The sequence below is a fragment of the Paraburkholderia sp. BCC1885 genome (genome assembly GCF_900996235.1).
Lineage (GTDB): Bacteria > Pseudomonadota > Gammaproteobacteria > Burkholderiales > Burkholderiaceae > Paraburkholderia.
The window spans coordinates 48,569-75,092 of record NZ_CAAJGM010000022.1; the positions used below are offsets into that span (position 1 = coordinate 48,569).

The following is a 26,524-nucleotide window of genomic DNA, read 5'->3' on the forward strand; positions in this document are numbered from 1 at the left end:
AAATTTGCTTTGACAGCCCTATTCGAGAAGCCAGCTTCGAATTTGGCTGGCTCACGAATGGCTCACAACACCAGTGGTTTCGAATGATCATGGAACGTGCGACCGATGAGACAGATGTTCCGCTACCAACGCAGAAGGACCCTCGCTGGCAGCTAGTTCTTGCACGAGATCACAGCGCGGATGGCAGCTTCTGGTATTCGGTGGCGACCACCAGGATTTATTGCCGTCCCTCGTGTCCGTCGCGCGTGGCAAATCCGCAGAACGTCACTATTCACGACACCCTGGAGCAAGCCAGGGCAACAGGATTCAGGCCGTGCAAACGATGCAATCCGGACGGAATGTCACAGGACGCGGTCAATGCGACGCTCGTCGAAAAGGCCTGCCGGATGATTGAACAGAGTCCGGAACCGCCATCGCTTACCGCGCTGGCCGAGGCGGTCGGCTTGAGCCCGAGTTATTTCCACCGCCTGTTCAAGGCGGAAACTGGACTGACGCCGAAAGGCTATACCGCTGCCCATCGGGCGAACCGCGTCAGGAAACAGTTATTGCAACGGCCCTCGGTGACCGATGCCTTCTACGACGCGGGATTTAATTCCAGTGGTCGCTTCTACGAGAATTCCATCGGCATGCTCGGTATGACGCCGACCCGATATCGTGCGGGCGGGCTCGACGAGGACATCCGCTTCGCCGTGGGTCAATCGAGCCTCGGCGCCATTCTTGTCGCATCGAGCAGGAAGGGCGTTGTCTCTATTCTCATCGGCGACAACCCGGATGCGTTGGTACGCGAACTGCAAGATCGCTTCACCAAGGCCAATCTCATTGGCGGTGACGCGGAATACGAGGCCCTGGTCGCACACGTCGTCGGATTTGTAGAAGCACCTGCGCTGGGACTGGATCTGCCGCTTGACGTTCGAGGCACCGCGTTTCAGCAGCGTGTCTGGCAGGCACTTCGAGAGATTCCTCTCGGGCAGACTGCCAGCTATTCGGACATCGCGCGGAAGATCGGCGCGCCGAAGGCGGTCCGGGCCGTGGCGGGGGCCTGTGCGAGCAATAACATCGCGGTCGCTATCCCGTGCCATCGCGTCGTCCGAAACGACGGCGATCTTTCAGGCTATCGGTGGGGCGTGGATCGCAAGCGAACTTTGATCGAGAGGGAGGCCCACGCACGGATACGATGACTGACGGTGGCCTCGCGTGATCGGCTACACCGTCGCGAGTGAGAGCGACGCCTCGTACAGGAAGGATGCACCCGAACCTCATCTGCCAATCATGTGCAGCTACGCAGCAGCTCGCCGGGCGTAAATCCCAACGTCCGTCGGAAGACTCGCGTCATATGCGCCTGATCGGCAAAGCCCACGGCGGAGGCTGTGTCGGCGAGCATCGCTCCTCCCAGGATTGCGTGTCGGGCCCGCTGGACTCGACACAGACGTAGGTAAGCATGCGGCGGAACGCCGTAAAGCGCACGAAACTGGCGCAGCAGCCGGAATTTGCTCATCCCCGCGATGGCGGACAGTTCGTCGAGACTGAATGAATCTCTATATCTATCGTTAAGCAGATCCCGGACGGTCGCCAATGCATTCGTATGCAACGCCGCTGTGTTCGGTGTGGGTTGACCAGCATGTCGTCTCAATGCCCGCTCGACTATCGCGACGTATAACTCCTGGATCTCGAGGGGATCAGGCGCAAGGGAATCGCTGCAGTTATGCAAATGGCTAAGCAGTGCAAACAGGCAGGGATCTTTGACGACGGGCTGATGGAACGTGGGTAGAACATCGACCCCGAAGATGTCCTTCGCGTAATGCCGCATCAAGTCCTGCGTGGGATAGAGCATGCGGTAGCACCAGCCGCCTTCGATGCCGGCCCACCCGGTGTGAACGACGCCTGGCGCGATGAGCGCGACCGACCCACGAGGCATGTCCAGCCGCCTCCCTCGATCATAGGTAAATGCCTGGCAGCCGGCGTCAATGACACCAATGGCGTATTCCTCATGAAAATGAGGCTCAAAGGAATGCCTTTTGAATTCGGCCCGAAAAAACAACGTGCCTGGCAGATAAGGTGATTGCCACACCGCAGTAGTATTCAGAGCACTCACGGTCGGAATCTCCCACGTACATTTGAGGAAGGTCGAACACCAGTTCGTCAAGCTGAGATGCTGCGCCGTATCGATCCTGAAATCGACGATCCGATGTAGCGAACGGGGGGCGCATTGACCAACAATGGTACATCCGAATCGAAACGGACATGAATCCCCGCGCCTGGGCGCTATCGCGAGACAGCGCCCAGCAATGCAGTGCTCCTCCCCAAAAAGCAATCTGCAGGCAGTTACTCCTCGTATCCCAAAGACATCGACAGGTGGCGCCAGGTCTCCAGTTCCTCGCGCTTTGTGGCGAGCGCTTGTTCGAGGAAACTCACCGAGTCCGCACCGCCGACGAAACGCAGGGGCGGGTTTGCGGCCGATGCGAGAGTCAGGAACGCCTGAGCCAGCTTTCGGGGATCGCCCGGTTGCTTCAGGCTGATAGCTCGAGATCCACGCCGCATCGCGCCAGCAGTGCTGTCATAGTCGTCGATCACACGCTCGGCATACACCGCCGACGGGCTTTCCAGAAATTCCGTCCGCATGTATCCGGGCTCCACCATCGTCACCTTGATGCCGAGAGGCGCGACTTCCTGGGCCATGCTTTCGGTCAGGCCTTCGACGGCGAATTTCGACGAACAGTACCCGGACGCACCGGGAAACGCGACGATCCCCGCAGCCGACGACATGTTGAAGATGTGACCCGAGCGCTGTGCGCGCATGATTGGCAGAACCGCCCGAGTCACGGCAGCAACGCCGAGAACGTTCGTTGCAAATTGGTCGGCGAGTTCTGCGGAACTGCATTCTTCTACTGCGCCGATCAGGCCATAGCCGGCGTTATTAACCAATACATCGATCCGACCAAACCGTTCCACCGCTGTTCTCGCCACCTCCACAGCCTGATCATGATCGGTCACATCGAGTGTGAGCGCGAGAAGGCGATCCGTGGGACCAAGCGATTGCTCGATCCTGGATGAAGAGCGTCCGGTCGCGACGACTTTTTCACCGGCCGCGAGAGCCGCGCGTGCGATTTCGGCACCAATACCACGGGTCGCCCCCGTAATGAGCCAGACTTTCGACATGGAATATTTCCTCAATGAATGTGATCCGTGTTTGTCCCAACGACGCTATGAGTCGGCGCAGTGCAATGTTCGCGCGCCGGTCGATATATCGAACTCCGATTCATATCTTCAAATCGGATTCACCGGTTGGTCGAGTGACGAACCGATCCATGGTTCTGCGCAGATCCGACATTCGGGTCACCGATGGTGGATAGCTGCTTGTGTGCTTATCAATCAGCGAAGAGGGGCGTGTGCCGAAGCAAGCAACGTTGGCGGATAGTCATTGAGGCGAGGGAAATAAAATATGAGAGCAAGAATCGGAGCGTGCAAATTCAAGCGGGCTGGCATCGTTCATAGCATCAACCCAAGGAGAAATGCCATGCACGTTACCGCACACCCTTCAATCCTGTATTTCGGCACGCCCGTCGCTCTGCTCAGCACCGTCAATGAGGACGGTTCAGTCAATCTTGCTCCGATGTCTTCGGTATTCTGGCTCGGTTGGCGTTGCTTCCTGGGTCTCCAGGGCAGCTCGAAGACCACGGAGAACATGCGCCGTACAAAACAGCTCGTGATTAATCTGCCTTCGCCGGCACAGGTCGCGGCAGTTGACCGATTGGCGCGCACGACCGGCTCCAATCCAGTTCCTCAAGACAAGATCGATCGTGGCTATCATTTCGTGAAAGACAAGTTCGCGGTCGCCGGCTTGACCGCGGTACCGTCAGAAACGGTGCATGCGCCTCGCGTCGCCGAATGTCCGGTTCAACTGGAAGCTGTTCTGGAGCATGAGCACGGCTACGACACGGATGGCCCGCTTGCCGGCTTTATTGCTGTCCTGGAAGCGAAGATCACGCGTGTTCACGTCGAGAAGTCGATCCTGATGGATGGGCACGCGAATCGGATCGATCCCGACAAATGGCGTCCGCTCATTATGAGCTTCCAGGAGTTCTACGGTCTCGGGCCCAAGGTCCATACCTCCAAACTCGGTGAGATCCCGGAAGAAATGTATCGCACGCCGGATTTCGAGGACGCAAAGGCTGCGCCGCTCGAGGCAGTCCGATAGAAAGCTCGGCATTGGCGTGTGCGTAACCTTCGATGAAGTGTTTTCCAATCGTGACGTAACTGGAGTAGTCGTAGCTGCTGAGGTTTTCCATGAAGGCGACATCCATAGATTCGGTAAGCGAATTGTCCGAAGCGCGTCATCGGGTTGAGGCTTACTGCCAGTCGCTGGTGAATGCCGGCGAGGCGAGGTGGTGGGTCAACGATGACGGCGATGTCGAACTGCATATGGAAAGTGGCGAGGCTTACCTGTTTGGTGAGCCAGGCATAACGCGGCTGAAGTGACTGGACGGAACAGTCAAAGCCGGCCATTGGATTCACTAAATGAGGAATGCACCATGAAAATGTTCCTGAGCCATCTGGATTCGCCGCTGGGTGCCATGCTGCTCGTCACTGACGCGCAGCAGGTCGTGCGGGCGCTCGACTTCGCCGACCACAAGACGCGACTGTATCGCAGCCTGCGCGACCACTATGGCGACGTGGAGCTGACCGAGATTCCGACGCCCGTCGAGATCGCCGATGCCTTGACGCGCTATTTTGCTGGCGAGCTGGAGGCGCTAGATGTGTTGCGGACGGCAACAGCCGGTTCGGAGTTGCAGCGCCGTGTTTGGGCCGCGTTGCGCCGCATTCCGGCGGGCAGGACCACCACCTACGGCAAGCTGGCCAAGCAGCTAGGTTTCGACGATCCGCGCGCGGCCATTGACGTGGGCGCGGCCAACGGCGCCAATCCGATCGCGCTCATCGTGCCGTGTCATCGCGTCATCGCCAGTAATGGCGACCTCAAGGGCTACGCCTGGGGCTTGTACCGCAAGCGCTGGCTGCTGGAGCACGAGAAGGCGATGGCGCCCAGGAAAGAGGAACCGCAGACCGCCATGCTGCCGGGGTTCTGATCATGAGCGAAATGACGCGCCGGTACGTGCAAGTGCTTGGTCGTCGTTGTCGTAGTCTGACTACGACTGGCTCAATGGCGCAGTCGCGGACAGCCGTGGCCCGCATCGACGCCGGGAAGCAATTTCATCTTGTCGTTCATACTGTATAAATGTACAGTATAGGCGGTAGCGCTTTTAATCTGCGCAAGAACCGGAAGCCTTGAAGTAGCGCGTGCCTGCCAACGCCCAAACACCGACCTTTTAAAGCGACGCAATTAGCGCGATGGTCCAAACGCCTGGCCTCGGCTGGCCCGGTTTGGCACCCCATTGAACGGAGCTTCATCGACATGCCCGCTTCATCGTCCCGGCCGCATCATGCCTGAACAATTCTGGTTACCGGGGCTGGAGGCGCCGCCCGTCGCCACCGACGGCCTGTTCTTTGCGGTTCTCCCCGACGCCAACACGGCCGCCAGCATCACGAAGCTCTCGCAGCAGATCCGTGGCGAAATCCGTTCGAAGGGCAAGCCACTCGCGGCCAACCGCCTGCATGTCACGCTGTCGTATCTTGGCAATTTCGCAGGCGGCTTGCCGCAAGGGCTGGTCGATGCAGCCATCAAGGCCGCTGCGTCGATCAAGATGGAGCCGTTCAGCGTCGAGTTCGATCATGCCTTGCGTTTTGGGCCGGAGCATCGACCCGGGCCGTTGGTTCTGGCTGGTGGCGACGGCGTGGTGGGCCTTCACACGCTGAACGAGGCGCTCGCGCGGGCATTGCAAAACGTGGAATTTGGCGATCCGGTTGCCGCGCGGCGTCCGGAGCATTACAAACCGCACGTGACGCTCGCTTACGGCATGCCCTACATGGCGGCGCGTCCCGTCGAAGCGGTCAGCTGGAACGTCCGCGAGTTTGTTCTGGTGCATAGTCTGGTCGGACTTACCCGGCATATCGAACTCGCACGCTGGACGCTGACGGGGTAGGCGGTGCCTCGAAGGCTTTCGCTATCCATCGGAAATCCGCGCGTAACCGTCACGCGGTGACTTCAAGATATTTGCGGCGTGCCACACGATCCATTCCGCGAAAATTACCTTGCAGATGAGAATTGATCGCATTATCATTCGCATCTGTACAAACCTTTCATTTAACTGCATCCCGCTACAAACGCTCCGGAACCCGCGCAAACCTTGCTGCACGGGCTTTTGCCTGCGTCTGCGCTCAGTCAGAACACTATGCTGAAGCTGTACACCGTCCGCCACTTGATGTTTGCTCGCGGCACTCTCCGTACTCTCGCGCTTTCCGGTGCCGCGCTGGCGATAAGCACCGGCTCCTCGCAATCATTGGCCGCCTGCTCCGCAGCCGCTGCAACCACGCAGTCCTGAATGCGACCCGTCGGCGTTTCTCGACACACGCTCTCCACGGCCGCTTCGCATCGCGCGCGAAGCGCCGGTGCTCACGCGGCGCGCCGCCCATGAGAGCGGTTCTCGTTCGCCTGCATCGCTGGTTCGGCATGGGCACGGCGCTGTTCCTGTTCGTCTCCGGGCTGACGGGCGCAATCATCGCGTGGAATCAGGAACTGGATGCGCTGCTGAATCCTCAGTTCTACTACGCGAATTCCACGGCGCCCGCGCTGACGGCGCTTGAACTCGCCAATCGCGTCGAAGCAGCGGACCCGCGTCTCTATGTAACCTATCTGCCTCTGGGCATCGTGCCGGGCCGAACCTTGCAGATGCGCGTGCAGGGTCGCACCAATCCGGCTACGGGCCAGCCATACGCGCTGGACTTCAATCAGATTGCGGTCGACCCCGGTACTGGCAACATCCAGGCACGCCGCGACTGGGGCGCGTTGTCGCTCAGACGGCTCAACCTGATGCCGTTTCTCTATCTGTTCCACTACACGCTGTATCTGCCCACCACAGGCAGTGGTATCGCGACCGGCGTGTGGCTGCTGGGCATCGTCGGGATCGTCTGGCTGTTCGATAGTGTGATCGCGCTGGTTCTGGCGTTTCCAAGCCTCAAAACGTGGCGCAAGTCATTCGCGTTTCGCGTGCGGCGCGGCGGCTACACGCTCGCGTTCGACCTGCATCGCTCGGGCGGCGTGTGGATTTGGGGCCTGCTGTGCGTGATTGCGCTGACGTCCATTTCGATGAACCTTGAACGTCCGGTGATTCGTCCCATCGTATCGCTGTTTTCCCCTTTGACGCCGGACGCCGCGAGCAATCCCGAACTGCGGACGCCTCAGCCGGGCGGTGCTGCTTTGCTGAGCCGCGAGCAGATCGTCGAGCTGGCAACGGCGGAAGGACGCAGGCTGAAGCTGCGAGCCGATCCCGGCGCCACGTTCGAAATCGCCTCGCTTCATCTGTACGGGGTGGGCTACTTCGAGCCGGGAGGGCTTTACGCGGACGGCCATCTGGGCAACGCGTGGACCTACTGGGATGCGCGCACTGGACGCGAAGTGGGCGGCACGATTCCCGGCGAAGGCACCGCCGGCGATATCTTTCTGCAGGCGCAATTCCCGCTGCACTCCGGCCGTCTCTTCGGGTTGCCAGGCCGCATTCTGGTCAGCTTCATGGGCGTGATGGTGGCACTGCTGAGTGCGACCGGCCTCGTCATCTGGTTCAAGAAGCTGAAAGCGCGCAAGAGTGCCTCGCGGCGTGTCAAGCGCGGGACGTCGGCATTGATTCAGTAGTCCGATGTATTGCCGCTAATGTGCCGGAGTGCGCCGCAATCATGTTTGGCGTATCGCTAACACGGCCTGGTCACTCGGGATACTTAACCGTCGCGCGCACGAATTCGATGAAACGCGTTACCACTGCATCGTCGCGTCCCGACTGCCATGTCAGCCCGACCTGCCATTGCGCTGCCGGATTGCGTAACGGCAGCACCCGGGCGTCGCGCAGCAGATATTGCGTGCGTGACGGCAAAAACGCCGAGCCGACTCCGGCGGCGACGGCGGCGAGAACCGACTGAATATCGTCGACCTGCTGGATCACGCGCGGCACGAAGCCATGTTGTCCGCACCAGCGATCGATCTGCGCGGCGAGTCCCGGCCCACGACTGCGGGCGAGACCGATAAACCCCGGGTCATTCAATTCCTCCAGACGGGCTGGGATGCGTTTCCAGCGCGCGTGCTGCGGCACCGCCAGCGCGAGCGCTTCGTCCAGCACGGGAAACGCGTCCAGGCCGGCGTCCGCCGGCAAGCGCAGGAACCCGACATCCAGCCTGCCGGCTAGCAAGCGCCGGCTCTGTTCCGCCGACGACAGGTCGTTCAGCGTGACGCTCACATTCGGATGCAGTCGACGGAACTCGGCGATCAGTTGCGGCGCGAGTGTCAGCGTCGACAATCCGAGCCCGACCCGCAAAAAGCCGCGCTTGCCGCTGCTCGCCTCACGCGCCCGGGCGTGGATCTCGTCCGCATCGCGCACCAGCGCCTGCGCGTCGGCAAGGAATGCCGTGCCGAAGGTGGTGAGTTCCGCGCCGTGCCGGCCACGCTCGAACAGCCGCGCGCCGAGGCTTTCCTCCAGCGCGACGATCTGCTTGCTGAGCGCGGGCTGGCTCACGTTCATCGCCTCGGCCGCGTGGCCGAAGTGCCGCAGATCGGCCACGGCGATGAAGGCCCGCAGAAGTTTTAATTCCATTCTGAAAAGTAATCGAATATGTAAGAACATTCATTTTACTTATCGAATGCCCGGCGGTCCAATGGAGCCTTCTGTTCACCACGTCGCGGGATGTCTTCCTTGTCAGTTCCTACGCTTCGCGTTGCATCTATCCCGCTGCGTTCCTGTCGCGGCGAGGCCGCACGGAATGTCGCGCGAGTCGGGCAGTGGCTTGAGCGCGCCGCGCGCGAGTCGATCGGCCTGGTTGTGTTTCCGGAAATTTGTCTCGCTGGCTACGGCAGCCTCGCGAAATTGCATCGGGACGAACTCGAAGCGCTTGCCGAACCGCTCGACGGGCCGTCGCTGCGTGCGGTGACGCGGGCCGTCGAGCAAACGGGCGTGGCGGCCGGCGTGGGGCTGATCGAGCGTGCACCGGATGGGCGTCTCTTCAATAGCTACGTGGTCTGCATGCCTGGCGGCGGGCGGCATTATCACCGTAAGCTGCATGCTTTCGAGCATCGTCGTGTGGTGAGCGGCGACCGCTTCACGGTCTTCGATACCGTGTGGCGTATTCGCATCGGAGTCCTGATTGGTGGCGATGCCTATCTGGTCGAGAACGTGCGCATGACGGCGCTGCTAGGCGCGACGCTGCTGGTTGTGCCGCATCGAAGCTATGCCGTGCGGCCGGGAGGCGACATGACGTTGCAGCCGGTGTCGGCGGAGCAATGGCGTAAGCGCGATACGGCGGGAGAGGCCGCGCATATCAAAGGCGCAGGTGATAAAGACAGCGCAATCGATTGGCTGCGCGCCTCGCTGCCCGCACGCGCCGCCGACAACGGTATGTTCGTCACGCTAAGCAATGGAATAGATATGATCACGACTGAGGCAGCAGAGGGCGCCGGTATGATCGTCGATCCGTGTGGCCGGGTTTTGGCGGAGAGCGCGAGAACCGGCGCCTGTCTCAGCGAGGAGAATGATGAAATTAATGAGGAATTCGAAATTTTGTCAGCCGAAATCGACCCCCGCCTGAGCGATGCCAGCGCGGGTCGTCAATGGCTCAAGGCTCGCCGTCCCGATCTGTACGCGCCGCTCGGTCAAACCGACCACGCCGCAGCAAACTTCGAACCGCGCAACGTTTCAGCACGTGGATCGATCGCCGTCAGCTTCGCGCAGGTCGCGCGCAACCGTCTGCCGCGCTGACGCACCCGCAACTGCAACCGCCGTGCGCACCCGTCTATAATCGTCCTCGCCTTTAACTCGGGACTTTCAACCAGTGAAAACGATTATCGCCGTCGCGCTCGCTACGCTCGCCCTGGCGGCCTGTGCATCCTCCGCGGACAAAGAGGCGCGGCAAGAAAACGACTTCGCCCGCTCAGAACGCCTGCTCGACGCGGCGCAAACGAATGCCACGGTGAACTGCCGCGATCAGGCCCAGTGCGACGAGGCCTGGCAACTGACCAAGGCCTACGTCACCCAGCATTCGGAAGAGCCGGTGACCCGCGCCGACGCACTCGCCATCGAATCCGACGTGCCGGGTAGTTCGGGCCATGCGACCTATTCGGCGGCGCGCGTCGCCAAAGGCAGCGGCGCGACGATCACCCTTTACGCGCAATGCAAGGGCATGTACGGCCCGGAGCGCGCGATGGCCTCGGACTACGACGAGTGCGTCAAGAAGATCGTGGCGACCCAGAACGGCTTCGCCCTGTTTCTGCAGCAGCACGTCGGCGCCAATTGAGGCGCTGCGCGGCTTAAGCCTCGCGGCGGCGGAACTCGCCCAGCCAATCCGCCAGCGCGGTGACCGCATCGAGGGTCACCGCGTTGTACAGCGAAGCACGCAGGCCGCCGATCGAACGGTGGCCTTCGAGTCCATGAAAGCCTTCGAGCCGGGCCGCTTCCAGCAGGCGCTTCTCCATCTGCGGCTCGGGCAGGCGGAACGCCACGTTCATCGTCGAGCGGCACGACGGCGCGCCATGCACCCGGTAGAAGCCGGGGTCGGCGTCGAGCGCGCGGTACAGCAGGTCGGACTTGACGCGGTTGATCGCGGCCATTGCCTCGACGCCGCCCACTTCATCGCGCAGCCAGCGGGTCACCAGCATCAGCACATAGATCGCAAAGACCGGCGGCGTGTTGTAGACCGAGCGCGCGTCGATATGCGTGCGGTAGTCGAGCAGCGTCGGCAAGCTCGTGGTGGCGCGTTTGGCGAACTCGTCGCGCAGAATCACGACGGTGACGCCGGCCGGTCCGAGATTCTTCTGCGCGTGGGCGTAGATCATCGCGTAGCGTTCGATGTCGATCGGCGCGGCCAGCAGATTGGACGACATGTCGCAGACGAGCGGCACCTCGGGCAGGCCGGGTGTGTCCGCGAATTCGAGGCCTTCTACGGTTTCGTTGGAGACGTAGTGCAGATAGGCCGCCTCGGGCGAGAGTTGCAGGTCGGCGGCTGCGGGCAGGTGTCGATAGCCCTCGGCGTGACCGTCCCACACCACGCGCGTGTCGCCTTCGAGCCGCGCCTCGACCGGCGCTTTCGCGCTCCAGTAACCCGACACGATGTATTCGGCGTGACGCCCGCTCGCGCGCAGGAAGTTCATCGGCAGCATCGAGAATTGCAGGCTGCTGCCGCCTTGCATAAACAGCACGTGATAGCCGTCAGGCACGCCCAGCAGGGTGCGCAAATTGCTCTCGGCTTCATCGAGCACGCCACGGAACCAGTCCGAGCGGTGGCTCATGCCGAGCACGGACAAGCCCGTCTCCGGCAGTGCTTCGATGGCGTCGCGCGTCTGGCGCAACACGGAGGCCGGCAAGGCACCTGGGCCGCCGGAAAAATTCAAAGGTTCGTTCATTCAGGCCGCCGTGCGACGCTTCATCAACCGCTCAAACGCGTCGACGATATGTTGTACAAAGGGATTCTTATGGGCCAATGCCCCGTTGCCGCGCTCGTAGTGCGCCAGCATGGTGGCGTTGGACTCGAAGACGAAGACCTGTCCATCCGGTAACACGGTGAAGTCGATGCCGCCGTAATCGAGGTCGAGCCGGCGGCCGATGGCCCTGATCGCCTGCAGCGCGCGCTCGCCCAGCGCGGCGGCGGGATCTTGCAGGAAACGCCGCTCCTCGTCGAGCTTCCAGGCGTGCTGCTCCATTTCGGCGGAGAAGTAGTGGACCATCCAGTGCCGCGAGATGGCGAGATGATACGGAAACGGCTCGCGGTCGACGAAGATCATCCGATACTTGCGGTAATAGCCGTCTGCCGCGCGGCAGTCGCGGAACGCCGTCAGGTATTGCGGGCCCAGGCTTTCGCGCAGCCGCCTCTCCAGGGCATCGACGCTTTCGCACAGCACCAGGCCTTCGCCGCCGTGTGTGGCCGCCGGGCGCGCCAGCAAAGGCAGTGTCAGGCCGCTGTCTTCCAGCAGGCTGGCAAGGGCCGCGGACGATGCGGGCGGCGTGTCGATTCGCACGCACTGCGCGACCTGCACGCCGGGCAGATCGCCGAGCAAGCGAGGAATCCGGCCGCGCGCGGTCCGCTCGATTGCGGCGGGCGGATTGAGCAGCGGGCGCGAGCCGTGATGGGCGCCGGAGCGCGACATGAAGCGTGAGAGACGCCCTGCCAGCGGTGCGGCGACGTCCGGGTCGCCGATGGCGTTGAACACGAGATCGAAGGGCGGAAGGTGGGCGTCTTCGGCGTCGGCGGCGTAGTCGATGGCGTATTTGATCCGGCAATTGACCGCGCCTGGCAGCAGCGCGTCGAACGGCACATTACCCGAGGCGCGCGCCGCGCACAGCACGAGCACCCGCCGCATCTGGCCGGGCGCCTGTTCGACGAACACGCGCTGGATCCGATAGGCGCGCTCGCGATAGGCGTCGGCCTGCGCGGTGCGTCCGGCGTCGGCGTGGATCGCGGCCAGGTTCTGGCAGGCGACCGCGAGGTTCGGATCGAGCGTCAGGACAAGCTGGTACCAGGCGGCGGCGACCTCGTGATCGCCTTTCATGAAGTAGCCGGTGGCGACGTCGCAAAGATTCGATGCGCTGGCTTCGGCGGATCCGCTCGCGTAGGCGTCGAGCGTGTGGGCGGCAATCAGATGGGCGAGCGCGCCGAGTTCGTCGCCGGCGGCGCGTCTGGTTTCGGCAAGCGCGCGATGCAGCGCCGGGTCGAGCGGAAAATTTTCGGTTGCGTCGGCCGGCGCTGCGGCTGCGTGATCGGGTTCTCGAGTCATATTCCTGCGGGATGTGCGTCGTGGCGAGGCGCCAGCGCGCGTCCGAAGGATAGTGGGCGCGCGCGTGATCCAAATTACAACCGTTCGCGCCCTCGTTACAGAAATTTACGTAGGGGCCTGGGAAGAGGGTGAATGGGCGGTTATAGCGGTGTTGTCGAAAGCTAGGCGTAAAGTTTGGGCGAGCAAAGAGCTATCAGCACTTTCCTTTAGCGTGCCACCATGCGCCCCTAAAATACGCGCTATCTGAAAAATCAGAGGGGATTGTCAGCTTGTGAGCCGAGTTTTGCATGAGGCTCCCTGATAGAATGCGTGAGCCGCAACGTAGTGGACCGCAGATGAGATTGCTTGACGCGTTAGTTGAACAACGTATAGCCGCCGCAGCCGCGCGCGGTGAGTTCGACGATTTGCATGGAGCGCGCGCCGCGCTGGCGCCTGAGGACGATGTCCCGCAGGAAGTGCACGCCGCGAACCGCATCCTGAAGAATGCCGGCTTTGCTCCGCCCGCGGTCGAACAACTGCGGGCGTTGCGCGACCTGCGGGACGAGGTGAATGCGGTCAGCGACCCGGCTACCCGCTGCGCTCTGCGCGCGCGTATGCTCGCGCTGCACATGGCGCTCGAATCGTTGCGCGGCGGCCCGCTGGTTCTGCCGCGCGAATATTGCCGGCGGATTGCCGAGCGGCTCGCAGAACGGGCCACCGGCGGCACGACAGGTGCAGATGCCGGCGAGCCGGAGCCGCAGTGAGCGAGCCGTGCGCGAACCCCGCAGCGTTTGCAGGTTCGTCGGTTTCATCCGATGCATCCGGATCTGCTGCGCACGAAGAACCCACCCCACACACTTCACATGACGTTCTCGCCGGAATTGACGGCGGCGAGTCTGCTGTGCCTCGCGGCCACGACCTGGTCAGTCACGAGGAATCCGGCGAGGCCATGCCCGCCGCCTTCTCCGAACGCGATCTTCGCTTCATGAAGCTGGCGCAAGCCGCCGCGGAGCAGGCGCGCGCGGCAGGCGAAGTGCCGGTGGGCGCCGTGCTGGTGCGCGGCGACGAGGTCATTGCAACGGGTTTCAATCACCCCATTGCGGCGCACGATCCGTCCGCGCATGCCGAGATGGTCGCGCTACGCGCTGCAGCGCAGGCCTTGGAAAACTACCGATTGCCCGGCTGCGAGCTCTATGTGACGCTTGAACCGTGTCTGATGTGCGCCGGTGCGATCATGCACGCGCGTATCGCCCGCGTGGTGTTCGGCGCGCGCGATCCGAAGACGGGGGCGTGCGGCAGCGTAGTCGATGCGTTTGCCGATCCGCAGCTGAACCATCACACGACGGTCGTGGGTGGGGCGCTGGAAAGCGAATGCTCGGCCGCGCTCAAGTCGTTCTTCGCCGACCGGCGGCGTGCCGTGCGCGCAGCACGAGATGCCGCTCGCGGCGCAGCCGGATCAGACGAGCTGCGCTAAGGCGCCGGAATCCACCCCTTCACCATTGCCGATCATGACCGCCCATCGCACTTTCGAACTGGTCGCGCCCTCGGGTTACCCGCATGACGCCGAAGCGATTCGCCGGGCGCTGCATCGCCTGCACGCACAAGGTCACCATGTGGAGGGCGTCAGCGCCACCGAGCGCCGCTACCAGCGCTTCGCCGGCACCGATGGCGAGCGCGCCGCCGAGCTGAACCGGCTGGCCGATCCGTCGCGCAAGCTGCCGGACATCGTGCTCGCCGTGCGCGGCGGTTACGGCGCGGTGCGGATTCTGCATGGCCTCGACTACGAGGGCTTGCAGCGGCGGCTGACCGATCAGCCGGTCGCGTTCGTCGGCCATAGCGATTTCACCGCCATTCAGATGGCGTTGCTGGCGCGTTCGGGGCTTAAGACCTTCGGCGGCCCGATGCTGATGGGTGATTTCGGCGCCGAGAATCTCAGCGAAGTCATGACGCAACGGTTCTGGTCGACGCTGACCGCGCCGACGGTGACGGTGACCAGCACGGTGCCGCAGGCCCAGGCAGTCGACGTCAGCGGCATGCTGTGGGGCGGCAACCTCGCCGTGCTGGCCGCGCTGGCCGGCACGCCCTATATGCCGCCGGTGGAGGGCGGCATCCTGTTCGTCGAGGATGTCAACGAACAGCCGTTCCGTCTCGAACGGGCACTCTATCAACTGCATCTGGCGGGAATTCTCGAGCGGCAGCAGGCGCTGGTGCTCGGCGATTTTTCGGGCGGCAAGCCCTTCGAATACGACAACGGCTACGACCTGAACGCGATGATCGAGCACATACGCTCGGTGATCGGCATCCCGGTCATTACGGGGCTGCAGTTCGGGCATATCCCGAACCTGGTGACGCTGCCGGTCGGCGCGGACGCGCATCTGGTTTCCGACGCACATGGCTTCAGGCTCACGGCGACGGGGTATCCGCATCTCGGCTGATACGGAGTAGGGCACATTCGGCGAAGCGGGCGCATTGCCCGCTTTTTTATTGCTACTGAACGCAACTAACGGTCAGGCAGCACGTCCGCCCACAAACACCTGTGCGATTTGGCGCAGAGGATTTTGTTGACAATATTTGTCTGCAGAACGAGGGGCGTCAGACCGCCGCGAAGCTGATAACGCCAGCCAGAAAGGCCTGTCGCCCGTCCCACCGAGTCCATCTCACAGGCCGTGTTTCCGCTTACCGAAAAATCAATATTGAAATTGTTGACAATCATTGTGTCCATCCTATGATGGGCAACATAACGGAACACATATTATGTCGACGCCATCCTCCGCCACCTCGAATGGTTCGAAGCCCGAAGCGATTGCCGAGCGCATCCGCGCGGCGATCCTCGAACATCGGCTGGCGCCTGGGGCCAAGCTGACCGAAGCACAGTTGTGCGAAGTATTCGGCGTCAAGCGCGGACCGATCCGCCAGGCGCTCGCCTTGCTGGCGACCGACCGGCTCGTCGATCTCGAGCCGAATCGCGGCGCCTTCGTCGCGAGTCCGTCGCTGCAGGAAGTGCATGAGGTGTTCGAGATGCGCCGCATCATCGAACTGGCGGTGGTGGAGCGGATTTGTGCGGGGCATGGCCCGCGTCGTCTGAAGCATATTGGCAGCATGATCGGCCGCGAGCGCAAGGCGTTCGAAAACCGCGATTTTTCGGCATGGATCCGCCTCTCCGGCGAGTTCCACACCGAGCTGGCGTCGCTCACCGGCAACACGGTGTTGTGCGACTGTCTGAATGGATTGGTGGCGCGTTCAACTTTGATTTCGGCTTTGTACGAATCGCTCGGGCGCAGCCCATGTTCGTTCGAAGACCATGCAGCCATTCTCGCCGCGCTCGACGCCGGCGATGCCAGCGAGGCGGCGGCCCTGATGTCGCGCCACCTGCAAAGCGTCGAACTGAAAATGCTCGACAGACCGGCGCGTGGCGCAGCGGATCTGCACGAAGTGTTCGGCGCCCTGCACGCATAAAAAGACGCGCGGTACTAAACCAGAATTGACGGGTCATCGCGGATGGGCGGTGTGACCGATTTCGTCCCTACGGCCTGCGTGCCGCTGTCCGGTGCGCGCCGGATAAAAGAGTAAGAACGCTTCGTCACAAGCCCGCGGCTGGCGGCGAAGCGGCAATAAAAAGTGCTTAGTTGTACAGATAAGTACGAAGACACCGCGGAGCCGCGATGCGTCTGCTGTCCAACCTGGCCGGGAAGGATGCGGTGCGTATCGGATGCATTGCCCGTCGATCTGCCGTCGACGGCCCTCACACTCAAGGAGCAGCCATGGCTCAGTTCAGTGCAGCACCGCGTAATCCCGCTATCCCTGCTTTCGACGGGGAAGGCCCAGCCTCCGATCCCGGCATGCCCGCAGGTTACAGCGAGCGGCTGTATAACGAAGACCTCGCACCGCTGCGTCACCAGACGTGGAGCGCGTATAACATCTTCGCGTTCTGGATGTCCGACGTGCACAGCGTCGGCGGTTATGTGTTCGCCGGCAGTCTGTTCGCACTCGGTCTCACGAGCTGGCAGGTGCTGATTGCGCTGCTGGTCGGCATTACGATCGTCAACGTCCTGTGCAATCTGATCGCCAAGCCGAGCCAGCAAAACGGCGTGCCGTATCCGGTTGCGTGCCGTGCGACGTTTGGCGTGCTCGGCGCGAACATTCCGGCTGTGATTCGCGGGTTGATCGCGGTGGCGTGGTATGGCATCCAGACCTATCTCGCTTCGAGCGCGCTGGTGATCGTGGTGCTGAAATTCTTCCCGCAACTGCTGCCCTATGCGGACGTGCATCGTCATGGGCTGATGGGACTCTCCACGCTCGGCTGGTGCGGCTTCATGCTGCTATGGGTGCTGCAGGCATTGGTGTTCTGGCACGGCATGGAAACGATCAAGAAGTTTATCGATTTCGCCGGACCGGCTGTATACGTGGTGATGTTCGTGCTCGCCGGTTACATGGTGTGGCGGGCGGGCTGGCGCAACATCGGCATCAACCTGGGCGGCGTCAAATATCATGGCCTCGAAGTGGTGCCGGTGATGATCACGGCGACCTCGCTCGTGGTGTCGTATTTCTCGGGGCCGATGCTGAATTTCGGCGACTTCTCGCGCTACGGCAAGAGCTTTAGAAGCGTGAAAAAGGGCAATTTCTGGGGCTTGCCGGTCAACTTCCTGGCTTTCTCGCTCGTCACGGTGGTCACGACCGCAGCCACCTTGCCTGTATTCGGCCAGTTGATCACCGATCCGGTGGAGACGGTCGGCCGCATCGATTATCCGAGCGCGGTGATTCTGGGCGCGCTGACGTTCACGATCGCGACGATCGGCATCAATATCGTGGCCAACTTCGTTTCCCCGGCCTTCGATTTCTCCAACGTGGCGCCGCGTCTCATCAGCTGGCGCATGGGCGGGATGCTGGCGGCGGTGGCGTCGATTTTCATCACGCCGTGGAACCTCTTCAACAACCCGGCGGTGATTCACTACACGCTCGACGTGCTCGGCAGCTTCATCGGTCCTTTGTATGGTGTCCTGATTGTCGATTTCTACCTGGTGAGGCGTCAGAAGATTGTGCTGAACGATCTTTATACCGTCGCCGAAACGGGTACGTACTGGTATCGCAACGGGGTGAACTACAAGGCCGTCGCCGCTTTGCTGCCCGCTGCCGTGATTGCGGTGCTGTGCGTGATGGTGCCGTCGCTCGACGGTATGGCGAATTTCTCGTGGTTCATCGGTGCGGCGCTCGGCGCAGTGTTCTATCGCGCCTTGACGATTCGCTCAGCGGGCTGAAACAGGAGGGCAAATGCGTATCAAGCTGATCAACCCGAATACCACCGTGCGCATGACCGAGGCGATGGGGCGCTGCGCACGCGAAGTCGTCGCGCCGGGCACCGAGGTGATCGCGGTGAGCCCGGATTCGGGGCCGCCGTCGATCGAGGGCTATTACGACGAGGCGCTTGCCGTCCCCGGCCTGCTGGCCGAAATCGCCGCGGGCGAGCGCGAAGGTTGCGACGGTTACGTGATCGCGTGTTTTGGCGACCCCGGCCTCTATGCGGCGCGTGAACTGGCGCGCGGTCCGGTGATCGGAATTGCCGAAGCGGCGATGCACGCGGCCAGCGTGCTGGCGCCGGCCTTTTCCGTCGTGACCACGCTTGAGCGCACCTGCGGCATGGCGTGGCATCTGGCCGAGCGCTACGGCATGACGCGTTTTTGCCGCAACGTCCGTGCGACCGATGTGGCCGTGCTCGAACTGGACCGGCCGGGCTCGGAGGCGCGGCGCATCATCCTCGACGAATGCCGTCGCGCGCTGGAAGAGGACGGCTCCGACGCCATTGTGCTCGGCTGCGCGGGAATGGCGCAGCTCTGCGCGGAGATCGAGGACGCCCTGGGCGCCCCGGTTGTCGAAGGGGTGACGGCGGCGGTGAAGTGGGTAGAGGCACTGGTGACGCTGCGCCTTGGCACCGCCAAGCGCGGCGATTATGCGAGGCCGCTGGCGAAACGATACGACGGCGCGCTGGCGTCCTTCAGTCCGACGGAAACGGATCCAAACCCTCGGCCGGCGCGCACGTCTCAGGCCCGCTAGCGCGGCGCCTCGCCAGGCGGCAGGAACGCCGTAAAGCAGGGAAAATGCCTGAAACGCGCGTGACAGGCGGGTAACGCGAGCGCGACCGGTCCAAGTCCCCAGGCGGCCGGCCGCGCACATACATTCAGTCTGACACGCACTATCTGGCCACGTGTATGGGCGCGCCGGGACGTTTTCGCTACACTGGTCCGTCAGACGCTGGGGCAAATCGCGGGCGTTTCCTGCGGTTTCCGTGTTTTCCGCCCAAGCCGGCGCCGGTTTCCAGTTCCGTCATCCCGTTTCGTCACCACGCATTCGCCAAACCATGCCACTCGACTCGAACTATCCACGCGACCTGATCGGCTACGGCCGTCACCCGGTGCAGGCAAACTGGCCCGGACGGGCACGCGTCGCGGTGCAATTCGTGCTGAATTACGAGGAGGGCGGTGAAAACTGTGTGCTGCACGGCGATCCGGGCTCGGAACAGTTCCTCTCGGAGATCGTCGGCGCGGCCGCCTATCCGGCGCGTCACATGAGCATGGAGTCGATCTACGAGTACGGCTCGCGCGCCGGGGTCTGGCGCATTCTGCGCGAATTCGAAAAACGCGGCTTGCCGTTGACCGTGTTCGGTGTCGGCATGGCGATCGAGCGTCATCCGGATCTCGGGCGTGCGTTTGTCGAACTGGGGCACGAGATCGCCTGCCACGGTTACCGCTGGATTCACTATCAGGATGCGTCGCCGGAGAAAGAGGCCGAGCACATGCGCCTCGGCATGGAAGCGATCGAGCGTGTGACGGGCGAGCGCCCGCTCGGCTGGTACACCGGCCGGGACAGTCCGAATACCCATCGTCTGGTGGCCGAATACGGCGGCTTCCTGTACGACTCGGATTACTACGGCGACGATCTGCCGTTCTGGATGGAGGTCGAAGTCAGCGGCGGCGCGAAGACGCCACAGCTGATCGTGCCGTACACGCTCGACACCAACGACATGCGCTTTGCGAGCCCGCAAGGCTTCAATACAGCCGATCACTTCTTCACGTATCTGCGAGACGCGTTCGACGTGCTTTACGAAGAAGGCGACGAAGCGCCGAAGATGCTTTCGATCGGCATGCACTGCCGGCTGCTCGGCCGCCCGGGGCGGTTCCGCGCACTGCAGCGCTTCCTCGACCACATCGAACAGCACGATCGCGTGTGGGTGACGCGGCGCGTCGACATTGCGCGGCACTGGCGCGAACATCATCCTTATCCAACCAACAACCGCGGGGCTGCGGCATGAAGGCGATGCAATACACTCTGGACCAACTCAACAGCATCTCGACCGACGCGTTCGTCGCGGCGCTGTCGGGCATCTTCGAGCACTCGCCGTGGGTCGCGGAAGTCGCAGCCGCACAGCGTCCTTTTGCCAGCATCGACGCGCTGCATCGCACGATGTCCAACGCAGTCGAAACCGCCGGCGAAGCGAAGCAGCTTGCATTGATCAATGCCCACCCGGAGCTGGCAGGCAAGGCCGCCGTGCGCGGCGAACTGACGGCGGAGTCGACCCGCGAGCAAAGCGGCGCGGGCCTCTCGCAATGCACGCAGGAAGAATTCGACAAGCTGGTGGGTTTGAACGCGGCGTATCGCAAGAAATTCGGTTTTCCGTTTATTCTCGCGGTGCGCGGCTATGACCGCCACGGCATCATCGCCAACTTCGAAGCGCGCGTGAACAATAGCCGCGCCGACGAATTGCGCGCGAGCCTGGATCAGATCTACCGTATCGCACGTTTTCGGCTCGACGACCTGATCGACGCGTAACTGCGCGTCCGCATCAGCGTGAACGCGCGCGTTTTGACACGGCGCTGCAAGTCTCGAACCGAAGCGTTTTCTAGCACTATCAGACAGGAAGGAAGACAACGATGGCACTCCCGATTCTCGACCCCAACGCACCGGACTTCACGCGCCGCTATGTGAACCTGGCGGATCCGCGTCTCGGCGCGCAGGCGCTCGAGGCGAGCGACGATTTCTTCGCGCCGAAGGAACGCATGCTGAATCCGGAACCGGCTGTCTTCATTCCGGGCAAGTACGACGATCACGGCAAGTGGATGGACGGCTGGGAAACGCGCCGCAAGCGCACCACCGGTTACGACTGGTGCGTGGTGAAGCTCGCGCGTCCGGGTGTGATCAAAGGTCTCGATCTCGATACGAGCCACTTCACGGGCAACTTCCCGCCGGCGGCGTCGGTGGAAGCGGCGCGGGTGGTGGACGGTCAGCCGAACCAGTCGACCCAGTGGACCGAAATCGTCCCGTCGGCCACGCTGCAAGGCAACAGTCACCACTATCACGAAGTCGGCGATACGAACGCTTACACGCACCTGCGCGTGAACATCTATCCGGACGGCGGGATTGCGCGTCTGCGGGTCTACGGCCAGCCGCAAATGGACTGGGCCGGCGCGAGCCGCACCGAGCAGTTCGATCTGGCCGCGATGGAAAACGGTGCGTACCTGGTCGCAGCAAACAACCAGCATTTCGGTGCGGCCTCGACCATCCTGATGCCGGGCCGTGGCGTGAACATGGGCGACGGCTGGGAAACGCGCCGCCGTCGCGAGCCGGGCAACGACTGGGCGATTGTCGCCCTGGCACAACCTGGCGTGATCAAGAAGATCGAAGTGGACACCGCGCACTTCAAGGGCAACTTTCCGGACCGCTGCTCGATCCAGGCCGCCTATGTCACAGGCGGCACCGACAGCTCGCTGATCACCCAGGCGATGTTCTGGCCGGTGCTGCTGGGCGAACAGAAGCTGAAGATGGACAACCAGCACTATTTCGAAAGCGAGGTGGCGTCGCTCGGACCGGTGACGCACGTGCGCTTTAACATCATTCCGGACGGCGGCGTTTCGCGTCTGCGTCTGTGGGGTACGCTCGCATAATGAAAACGCTCGCCATCGAACCGTTGACGAAGGATGCGTTCGCCCCGTTCGGCGACGTAATCGAACTCGAAGGCGCGAAGCAGATTCCGATCAACCTCGGCACGACGATCCGCTATCACGATCTCGCGAAAGTGGACGTCACCGACGAGAACGGTCGCACGCTGGTGAATCTGTTTCGTGGCCAGCCGCGCGTGCTGCCGTTCGAGGTGAAGATGCTCGAACGGCATCCGCTCGGCAGCCAGGCGTTTGTGCCGCTGAACGACAAGCCGTACCTCGTGGTCGTGGCGCCGGCCGGCGAGCTCGATGCGACGCGGATTCGCGCGTTCGTGACGAACGGCTGGCAGGGGGTGAACTACGCGAAGGGCGTGTGGCATCATCCGTTGCTCGCGCTCGCCGAGGTGAGCGATTTCATCGTCGTGGATCGTGGCGGCGATGGGCTCAATCTCAACGAGCAGGATCTGGCTGAGTCGTTTTGGTTGACCGAGGATGCGTTGAGTGGGGCGACCGTCTGATGGCGTAGCCGCTCGCGCATAAGACGCGATCGAGTGGGTCGCTGGAAGAACAAACGCCCGTGGCATTGTGTGCCTCGGGCGTTTTGTATTGGGCCTCGGCTTCGTGCATGCTTCAACGCATCGAAGTCCTCAGAGCCGTACATCGTTCAAGCTCACTACGTCCTAAACCAAAGCGGGCTTTGCGCTCCCGCGCAAAGCCCGCTGCCTGTCTCCATCGGCGACCGGCCAGGTGAAACGGCCGGCCGCTTCAGCGATCCGGCCTCGCCTCAATCGCTTACTTCAGCGCCCCACCCTGGAACCACGCCGCCACCTTTTGACGCTCGTCGTCCGTCATATGCGTGACGTTGCCGAGCGGCATCGCCTTCAGCGTCACGGCTTGCTGATACAGGCGCTGCGCATTCTGCGAGATTTCATCCGGCGTATCGAACATCACACCCGACGGCGCGCTGCCCATCAAGGTCGGATGCGCGGAGTGGCAGGCGGCGCAGCGTTGTTGCAGGATCGGCGCAATGTCGGCGACCTTCAGCGTCGGCGCATTGGCCGCTTCGGCTTGCGGCACGACCGGCTTCGGCATGGTCCAGAAGAGGGCGCCGAACATCAGCACGATCCCCACCAGCGGCAGATACCACAGCACCTGGCCGCGATGGCGCATCACGAAGAACTGGCGAATCAGCGCGCCGGCCATCATGATCATCGCCAGCACGAGCCAGTTGTACTGGTTCGTGTAGGTCATCGCGTAGTGGTTCGACAGCATCGCGAACACCACCGGCAGCGTGAAGTAAGTGTTGTGCACCGAGCGCTGCTTGCCGCGCTTGCCGTAGATCGGATTCGGCGTGTCGCCCTTCAACATGGCGTCGACCATCTTGCGCTGACCCGGAATGATCACGAAGAACACGTTGGCCGACATGATCGTCGCCAGCATCGCGCCCACGATCAGGTACGCCGCCCGCCCCGCGAAGATGTGGCACGCCAGCCACGCCGCGATCAGCACATAGATGCCGACGCAAATCCCCAGCACCTTGTCCTTGCTGCCCAACGTGCGGCACAGCGAGTCGTAGACAATCCAGCCCGCAGCGAGGAAACCGAGCGCGGAGAACACGGCCACCACCGGACCCATATCCATCACGCTTTTGTCGATCAGGTAGGTGCTCGGCGAAAACAGATACAGCACGGTGAAAAGGCTCGCACCCGACAGCCAGGTGGTGTACGACGGCCACTTCGACCAGTGCAGGTCATCGGGCATTTCCGGCGGTGCGACGGTGTACTTCTGCATGTTGTAGAAGCCGCCGCCGTGCACGTGCCACAGTTCGCCGAACACGCCGCGCCGGCGCTGGTTCGGATCGGTGGGCGGTTTCAGGCTGTTGTCGAGAGCGACGAAGTAAAACGATTCGCCGATCCACGCAATCGCGGCGATGACGTGAAACCAGCGCAAGGCCAGGTTCAGCCAGTCGGTGATAAAGCCTTCCATGAACTCCTCCAATTCTGATTCGTTGTCTGCGCGGTGGGCGGCGGCATGAGGCGGGACGACTGGTTATGGTCCGGCCGTCCGGTCTGCCACGCGCGACGCGTGCAAACTGCTGTTAGGGGACGCGGCGCGCTCAGTTCGCGCGGCGTCGGATTGCGGGTGGTGCGGGTCGGCCGGTTCGAAGCCTTCGGTGACGGCAGCCGTTGCCGAGCTACGCGATTCGCCTTCGGATGCACTTCGCAGGTGTCTCCAGTCATCTGCGAAAGGCAGCGGTAGCGATGCCTCCAAGGTGTGAATCCGGCTCGCGGTTTTCATCGTGTCGCGCGTGATATCCCGGCGAGCGCGCCTAGCTGCCGCGATAAGTGCTGTACGACCACGGCGACACCAGCAGCGGCACGTGATAGTGCGCGGCGGCGTCGGCGACGCCAAAGCGCAACACCACGCGATCGACGAAGCGCGGCTCCGGCACCTTCGTGCCGATCGACGCGAAGTAATCGCCGGCGCCGAACACGAGTTCGTATTCGCCCGCGACGAGCGCGTCGCCTTCGAGCAGCGGCTGGTCGCAGCGGCCGTCGTCATTGGTGAGGGTGGTTTTCAGCGCACGGCGCGTGTCGCCCGAGAGCGCGAAGAGTTCGACCTTGATGCCCGCGCCGGGACGGCCGTTGGCGGTGTCGAGCACATGGGTAGTGAGCTTTCCCATTCGCAATTTTCCTTGTGTGTTTGCGAGGTTTCGGCGGCGTCCCGATCCAGAATACGTTGCGGCGGATCGAGGCTCCACGTCAGTGGCTACATACCCGTCGGCGAATTGAAGCGAGCGCCGTGGCAGCCATTGTAAAAAGGATGTTCCCGTCGATGCGCGAGCGATAGGAAAGATAAGACCTTGCGCATGACAGCCCGCTGTAAGGCGCCATGACCTGCAAGGCCTTCAGGAGCCGCGCAAAGTCTGCGCGATCCATTTACAAGCGCCTCGCGAGCGGCCATGAGACCTGGATAACCGTTTGTCCCGATCCTACCGGTGCCAAAAAAGCCCACTATATCGGCTGTGTGAACCTGGGTATCGCACCGGCGCATGTTGTCAGCGTTATTTTGGCCGTCGAAGGTTACGTCTGTGCGCAGCAGCAATGCCGCGCATCCCGAAGACGGCGTAGCACGCTGGGTAACCGGGCCAACGGCGTTCGAATGGACGCGGCGGCACGGCAGCGTGTCCGCCGCATCGCATTCGCACGACTTTGCACACGGTATGGCCTGCTGGCGCAGCATCCAGTATCGGCCTTGCCGCACGGCCGGCCCGAACCACGGCGCGCCGCTGCGGCAGCAACAAAGCGGAGAAAACGAATGACGATGGAGCAACAGGCAGGCATGGGCGCAGGCATTCACGCAGAAGCCCGCGCAGGCAGACGCGGCAAAACGATGCTGGTCAGGCACGCGGACGTGCTGGTCACGATGGACGGCGCGAGGCGCGAGTTGCGCGACGGCGGCCTGTATATCGAGGACAACCGGATCGTCGCGGTCGGACCGACGGCGGACCTGCCGCAAACCGCCGACGAAGTGCTGGATATGCGTGGGCATCTGGTGATACCGGGCCTGATCAACACGCATCACCACATGTATCAAAGCCTGACGCGGGCGATTCCGGCCGCGCAGGACGCAGAACTGTTCGGCTGGCTGACGAACCTGTACAAGGTGTGGGCGAACCTCACGCCGGAGATGATCGAAGTCTCGACGCTGACCGCGATGGCCGAGTTGCTGCTGTCGGGCTGCACCACGTCGAGCGACCATCTGTACATCTACCCGAACGGTAGCCGGCTCGACGACAGCATTGCGGCCGCGCAGCGGATCGGCATGCGCTTTCATGCGGCGCGCGGCAGCATGAGCGTGGGCCAGAAAGACGGCGGTTTGCCGCCGGATTCCGTGGTGGAGCGCGAGCCGGAGATTCTGAAGGACACGCAGCGCCTGATCGAGACGTATCACGACGAGGGCCGGTACGCGATGCTGCGCGTGGTGGTCGCGCCCTGTTCGCCGTTTTCGGTGAGCCGCGACCTGATGCGCGAATCGGCGGTGCTGGCGCGTCAATACGGGGTGTCGCTGCACACGCATCTGGCTGAGAACGTCAACGATATTGCTTACAGCCGCGAGAAATTCGGTATGACGCCGGCGGAGTACGCGGAGGATCTGGGCTGGGTCGGCCACGACGTGTGGCATGCCCACTGCGTGCAACTGGACGATGCGGGGATCGCACTGTTTGCGCGCACGGGGACGGGCGTCGCGCACTGTCCGTGCTCGAACATGCGGCTTGCTTCAGGCATCGCGCCGGTCAAACGCATGCGGCTCGCCGGCGTGCCGGTGGGTCTTGGCGTGGACGGCTCGGCGTCGAATGATGGCGCGCAGATGGTCGCGGAGGTCCGTCAGGCGCTCCTGCTGCAACGGGTTGGCTTCGGCCCCGATGCGATGACCGCGCGCGAAGCGCTGGAGATCGCCACGCTGGGCGGCGCGAAAGTGCTCAACCGCGACGACATCGGCGCGTTGGCGCCAGGTATGGCGGCGGATTTCGTCTCGTTCGATCTGCGTCAGCCGTTGTTTGCAGGCGCCTTGCATGACCCGGTGGCGGCCCTGGTGTTCTGTGCGCCGTCGCAGGTGTCGTACAGCGTGATTGGCGGGAAAGTGGTGGTGAAAGAAGGGCAGTTGACGACCGTCGAACTGGGCCCTGTGATCGAGCAGCACAACCGCCTGGCGAAAACGCTGTATCAAGCCGCGGCGTAGCGATGATGTGCCAGGCCCG

Annotated in this window: 27 protein-coding genes; 19 read left to right on the forward strand and 8 right to left on the reverse strand. The window is 62.7% G+C overall.

Annotation, left to right across the window (positions count from 1 at the left end):
* Window positions 1–89 precede the first annotated feature (89 nt).
* Entirely contained in the window at window positions 90–1,178 is a 1,089-nt protein-coding gene (ada, locus tag FQ755_RS01520) for a bifunctional DNA-binding transcriptional regulator/O6-methylguanine-DNA methyltransferase Ada (RefSeq protein WP_222105702.1), read from the forward strand.
* Window positions 1,179–1,267: 89 nt separating this feature from the next.
* On the opposite strand, the gene FQ755_RS01525 is transcribed toward ada, so the two are convergent.
* Together FQ755_RS01525 and FQ755_RS01530 are read right to left on the reverse strand one after the other, a co-directional pair.
* Window positions 1,268–2,092, reverse strand: a complete 825-nt coding sequence (locus FQ755_RS01525) for an AraC family transcriptional regulator (protein ID WP_144150351.1) — start codon at window positions 2,090–2,092, stop codon at window positions 1,268–1,270.
* 230 nt (window positions 2,093–2,322) lie between these two features.
* Window positions 2,323–3,156 (reverse strand): oxidoreductase, encoded by an 834-nt coding sequence (locus FQ755_RS01530; RefSeq protein WP_144150352.1) that lies wholly within the window; start codon window positions 3,154–3,156, stop codon window positions 2,323–2,325.
* A gap of 358 nt (window positions 3,157–3,514) precedes the next feature.
* Here FQ755_RS01530 and FQ755_RS01535 point away from each other — a divergent pair, with 358 nt between their 5' ends.
* From FQ755_RS01535 to FQ755_RS01555, 5 genes are all read left to right on the forward strand, one after another.
* Window positions 3,515–4,195, forward strand: a complete 681-nt coding sequence (locus FQ755_RS01535) for a flavin reductase family protein (protein ID WP_144150353.1) — start codon at window positions 3,515–3,517, stop codon at window positions 4,193–4,195.
* Between the two features lie 89 nt (window positions 4,196–4,284).
* Window positions 4,285–4,476 carry a hypothetical protein gene (locus FQ755_RS01540; RefSeq protein ID WP_144150354.1) on the forward strand — a complete coding sequence of 64 codons (192 nt, stop codon included), beginning with the start codon at window positions 4,285–4,287 and terminating at the stop codon, window positions 4,474–4,476.
* Between the two features lie 53 nt (window positions 4,477–4,529).
* Window positions 4,530–5,081, forward strand: coding sequence for a methylated-DNA--[protein]-cysteine S-methyltransferase (locus FQ755_RS01545; RefSeq protein ID WP_144150355.1), 552 nt, complete (start codon window positions 4,530–4,532; stop codon window positions 5,079–5,081).
* A gap of 354 nt (window positions 5,082–5,435) precedes the next feature.
* Window positions 5,436–6,035, forward strand: a complete 600-nt coding sequence (locus FQ755_RS01550) for a 2'-5' RNA ligase family protein (protein WP_144150356.1) — start codon at window positions 5,436–5,438, stop codon at window positions 6,033–6,035.
* A 488-nt stretch (window positions 6,036–6,523) separates the two neighbouring features.
* On the forward strand, window positions 6,524–7,741 hold the full coding sequence (locus FQ755_RS01555; protein WP_144150357.1) for a PepSY-associated TM helix domain-containing protein: 1,218 nt from the start codon (window positions 6,524–6,526) through the stop codon (window positions 7,739–7,741).
* Window positions 7,742–7,811: 70 nt separating this feature from the next.
* Here the strand turns inward: FQ755_RS01555 and FQ755_RS01560 are convergent, their stop codons facing one another.
* On the reverse strand, window positions 7,812–8,690 hold the full coding sequence (locus FQ755_RS01560) for a LysR family transcriptional regulator (RefSeq protein WP_144150358.1): 879 nt from the start codon (window positions 8,688–8,690) through the stop codon (window positions 7,812–7,814).
* Window positions 8,691–8,780: 90 nt separating this feature from the next.
* Here FQ755_RS01560 and FQ755_RS01565 point away from each other — a divergent pair, with 90 nt between their 5' ends.
* Both FQ755_RS01565 and FQ755_RS01570 read left to right on the forward strand, forming a co-directional pair.
* Window positions 8,781–9,848, forward strand: a complete 1,068-nt coding sequence (locus FQ755_RS01565; RefSeq protein WP_144150359.1) for a nitrilase-related carbon-nitrogen hydrolase — start codon at window positions 8,781–8,783, stop codon at window positions 9,846–9,848.
* 73 nt (window positions 9,849–9,921) lie between these two features.
* Window positions 9,922–10,383 (forward strand): hypothetical protein, encoded by a 462-nt coding sequence (locus FQ755_RS01570; protein ID WP_144150360.1) that lies wholly within the window; start codon window positions 9,922–9,924, stop codon window positions 10,381–10,383.
* A gap of 13 nt (window positions 10,384–10,396) precedes the next feature.
* On the opposite strand, the gene FQ755_RS01575 is transcribed toward FQ755_RS01570, so the two are convergent.
* A complete protein-coding gene (locus FQ755_RS01575; RefSeq protein ID WP_144150361.1) occupies window positions 10,397–11,488 on the reverse strand; it encodes a phosphoserine transaminase in 1,092 nt (363 codons plus the stop codon).
* A complete protein-coding gene (locus FQ755_RS01580; RefSeq protein WP_144150362.1) occupies window positions 11,489–12,856 on the reverse strand; it encodes a hypothetical protein in 1,368 nt (455 codons plus the stop codon).
* A 335-nt stretch (window positions 12,857–13,191) separates the two neighbouring features.
* Between FQ755_RS01580 and FQ755_RS01585 the strand changes: the two genes are divergently transcribed.
* The 3 genes from FQ755_RS01585 to ldcA all read left to right on the forward strand — a co-directional run bounded on the left by FQ755_RS01585 (window position 13,192) and on the right by ldcA (window position 15,270).
* Complete coding sequence (locus tag FQ755_RS01585; RefSeq protein ID WP_144150363.1) at window positions 13,192–13,599, forward strand: DnaJ family domain-containing protein; 408 nt, start codon at window positions 13,192–13,194, stop codon at window positions 13,597–13,599.
* Window positions 13,600–13,784: 185 nt separating this feature from the next.
* Window positions 13,785–14,309 (forward strand): tRNA adenosine(34) deaminase TadA, encoded by a 525-nt coding sequence (gene tadA, locus FQ755_RS01590; protein ID WP_144150572.1) that lies wholly within the window; start codon window positions 13,785–13,787, stop codon window positions 14,307–14,309.
* A gap of 34 nt (window positions 14,310–14,343) precedes the next feature.
* Complete coding sequence (ldcA, locus tag FQ755_RS01595) at window positions 14,344–15,270, forward strand: muramoyltetrapeptide carboxypeptidase (RefSeq protein ID WP_144150364.1); 927 nt, start codon at window positions 14,344–14,346, stop codon at window positions 15,268–15,270.
* A gap of 65 nt (window positions 15,271–15,335) precedes the next feature.
* Here the strand turns inward: ldcA and FQ755_RS01600 are convergent, their stop codons facing one another.
* Window positions 15,336–15,548 (reverse strand): hypothetical protein, encoded by a 213-nt coding sequence (locus FQ755_RS01600; protein ID WP_144150365.1) that lies wholly within the window; start codon window positions 15,546–15,548, stop codon window positions 15,336–15,338.
* Window positions 15,549–15,589: 41 nt separating this feature from the next.
* Here FQ755_RS01600 and FQ755_RS01605 point away from each other — a divergent pair, with 41 nt between their 5' ends.
* From FQ755_RS01605 to FQ755_RS01635, 7 genes are all read left to right on the forward strand, one after another.
* Entirely contained in the window at window positions 15,590–16,291 is a 702-nt protein-coding gene (locus FQ755_RS01605; protein WP_144150366.1) for a GntR family transcriptional regulator, read from the forward strand.
* Between the two features lie 305 nt (window positions 16,292–16,596).
* Window positions 16,597–18,090 (forward strand): NCS1 family nucleobase:cation symporter-1, encoded by a 1,494-nt coding sequence (locus tag FQ755_RS01610; RefSeq protein ID WP_144150367.1) that lies wholly within the window; start codon window positions 16,597–16,599, stop codon window positions 18,088–18,090.
* 13 nt (window positions 18,091–18,103) lie between these two features.
* Entirely contained in the window at window positions 18,104–18,883 is a 780-nt protein-coding gene (locus tag FQ755_RS01615) for an aspartate/glutamate racemase family protein (RefSeq protein WP_144150368.1), read from the forward strand.
* Between the two features lie 304 nt (window positions 18,884–19,187).
* Complete coding sequence (gene puuE, locus FQ755_RS01620; RefSeq protein WP_144150574.1) at window positions 19,188–20,138, forward strand: allantoinase PuuE; 951 nt, start codon at window positions 19,188–19,190, stop codon at window positions 20,136–20,138.
* Window positions 20,135–20,656: a 2-oxo-4-hydroxy-4-carboxy-5-ureidoimidazoline decarboxylase gene (gene uraD, locus FQ755_RS01625; protein ID WP_144150369.1), complete on the forward strand. Its 522-nt coding sequence runs from the start codon at window positions 20,135–20,137 to the stop codon at window positions 20,654–20,656. Before puuE ends, uraD begins: the two co-directional genes overlap by 4 nt.
* A gap of 101 nt (window positions 20,657–20,757) precedes the next feature.
* Window positions 20,758–21,768, forward strand: a complete 1,011-nt coding sequence (alc, locus tag FQ755_RS01630) for an allantoicase (RefSeq protein ID WP_144150370.1) — start codon at window positions 20,758–20,760, stop codon at window positions 21,766–21,768.
* Complete coding sequence (locus FQ755_RS01635) at window positions 21,768–22,280, forward strand: ureidoglycolate lyase (RefSeq protein WP_144150371.1); 513 nt, start codon at window positions 21,768–21,770, stop codon at window positions 22,278–22,280. Before alc ends, FQ755_RS01635 begins: the two co-directional genes overlap by 1 nt.
* A 274-nt stretch (window positions 22,281–22,554) precedes the next feature.
* Here the strand turns inward: FQ755_RS01635 and FQ755_RS01640 are convergent, their stop codons facing one another.
* Together FQ755_RS01640 and uraH are read right to left on the reverse strand one after the other, a co-directional pair.
* A complete protein-coding gene (locus FQ755_RS01640; protein WP_144150372.1) occupies window positions 22,555–23,748 on the reverse strand; it encodes a urate hydroxylase PuuD in 1,194 nt (397 codons plus the stop codon).
* 343 nt (window positions 23,749–24,091) lie between these two features.
* Window positions 24,092–24,445 (reverse strand): hydroxyisourate hydrolase, encoded by a 354-nt coding sequence (gene uraH / locus FQ755_RS01645; RefSeq protein ID WP_144150373.1) that lies wholly within the window; start codon window positions 24,443–24,445, stop codon window positions 24,092–24,094.
* 659 nt (window positions 24,446–25,104) lie between these two features.
* Between uraH and FQ755_RS01650 the strand changes: the two genes are divergently transcribed.
* Window positions 25,105–26,505, forward strand: coding sequence for an 8-oxoguanine deaminase (locus tag FQ755_RS01650; protein WP_144150576.1), 1,401 nt, complete (start codon window positions 25,105–25,107; stop codon window positions 26,503–26,505).
* Window positions 26,506–26,524 lie beyond the last annotated feature (19 nt).